We start from the raw sequence: 1584 nt of genomic DNA, 5'->3' as shown, positions 1-1584 counted from the left end.
TACGTACGACGCGATGACGACAAAACGACCTTATAGAGCAGATCTTCCAATCGAGTACGCTATCCAGCAGCTACGTAACGGAATTGGTACACACTATGATGGGGAGATCGTTCATGCGTTTATTTCGGGTCGATGATGGTGAAACCATACCTGTCATTGAGTACAATTCATATCTGACCATTTTCATCCTATTCATTTTCATTTATATTCTTTTTTACCTCATGCAACGCACAGGCATGAATACTTTGTACGCTTGCAATCTATGTGAAGACAGAAGGAGAGACAATTTTGAAACGTTCATTTAGTCTTAAACTGGTCCTCATTTTTTCATCCATTTTATTGCTGTTCGGTGCTGCGACAAGCACAACGGCCTATCGAACTATTCAGCAGAGTAACATGGAAAATACCGACAAGGAACTGCACGATTCCACTAACCTTTTATCTAAATTGTTAAATCGCGACGAAATTAGGGAGATTTTGAATGATCCTACAGGGGCGAATTCGCACGCATTGGAAATGACCAAGCTTCTGGATGACCTCATTCATACGTCCAAAACGATGTCGAACGCCTATATCATCAGCTTCCCTAATGGGAAAATGACGTTGCCTGTCCTATCAACTGCCTTGCTCGAAGCGGGAGTTCAGTACGGCCAGGAATATGACGGCGGTCCAACCTTTAATGATCCGGCAAAAGTTGCCTTTACCTCCAAGTCGCATCAAAGCACGGAAGTCTACAAAGACGAATTTGGCGAGTGGAAAACCGGATTTGCTCCAATTATCGACGAAGATGGAAACGTATTAGCATTGGTTGGAGTCGATTTTAATGTAGGCATGATTCAAGATAAAGTGCGTGCCGAAGTAATATGGTTCATTGTTTTGATTGTGGCTTTTTTAGTGGGATCTGCTATCATCATGTATTTCTTGGTTCGCCGTATGATTCAACCGATTACCCTTCTGGCAGGACTTTCCCGAAAGATTGCAGATGGAGATTTGCGTGTGGATCGGGTTCTTGTGAAATCAAATGATGAAATTGGTCAGCTGAGTGAGAGCTTCCAAGTGATGGTGAATAATCTCAAAATGCTTGTCCTGCATGTCAATACATCTGCCGGACAAGTAGGACAAGCATCAGAAGAGCTCACAACGAGTATTCAGCAAAGTAAAGGTATGATTAGCGAAATCACGGAAGCAATGAATGAGGTAGCTACAGGCTCCGATCATCAGTATAAAAGCGCACAGGAAAGCTCCAAAGCGATGGAAGAAATGGCAATGGGAATTCAACGGATTGCCGAAACGTCCAGTGCAGTCGCCGAGAGTGCCAGTGAGATGTCAAAAGGGTCGGAACGAGGAAATGCGGGTATGGAGAGAACCGTTTTACAGATGAACGCCATCCATCAAACGGTACAGGAGTCAGCCAAGATCATCCAGCTTTTGGGAGAGCGTTCTCAAGAGATTGGCCAAATTGTTGAGGTTATCTCTGAGATCTCGGCGCAAACGAACTTGCTGGCTCTCAATGCAGCAATCGAGGCAGCACGCGCAGGCGAGCACGGAAGAGGTTTTGCTGTGGTAGCAGACGAAGTACGTAAA

General features: G+C 44.7%; 1 protein-coding gene. It reads left to right on the top strand.

Going from position 1 to position 1584, the window contains the following annotated elements:
* Nucleotides 1-396 precede the first annotated feature (396 nt).
* Nucleotides 397-1584: methyl-accepting chemotaxis protein (locus EDM52_RS24900; RefSeq protein ID WP_420866962.1), on the top strand; the 1188-nt coding region annotated here is incomplete at its 3' end.

This window comes from Brevibacillus invocatus (assembly GCF_003710915.1).
GTDB lineage: Bacteria > Bacillota > Bacilli > Brevibacillales > Brevibacillaceae > Brevibacillus > Brevibacillus invocatus.
This window is presented reverse-complemented; position numbering and strand designations above follow the sequence as displayed.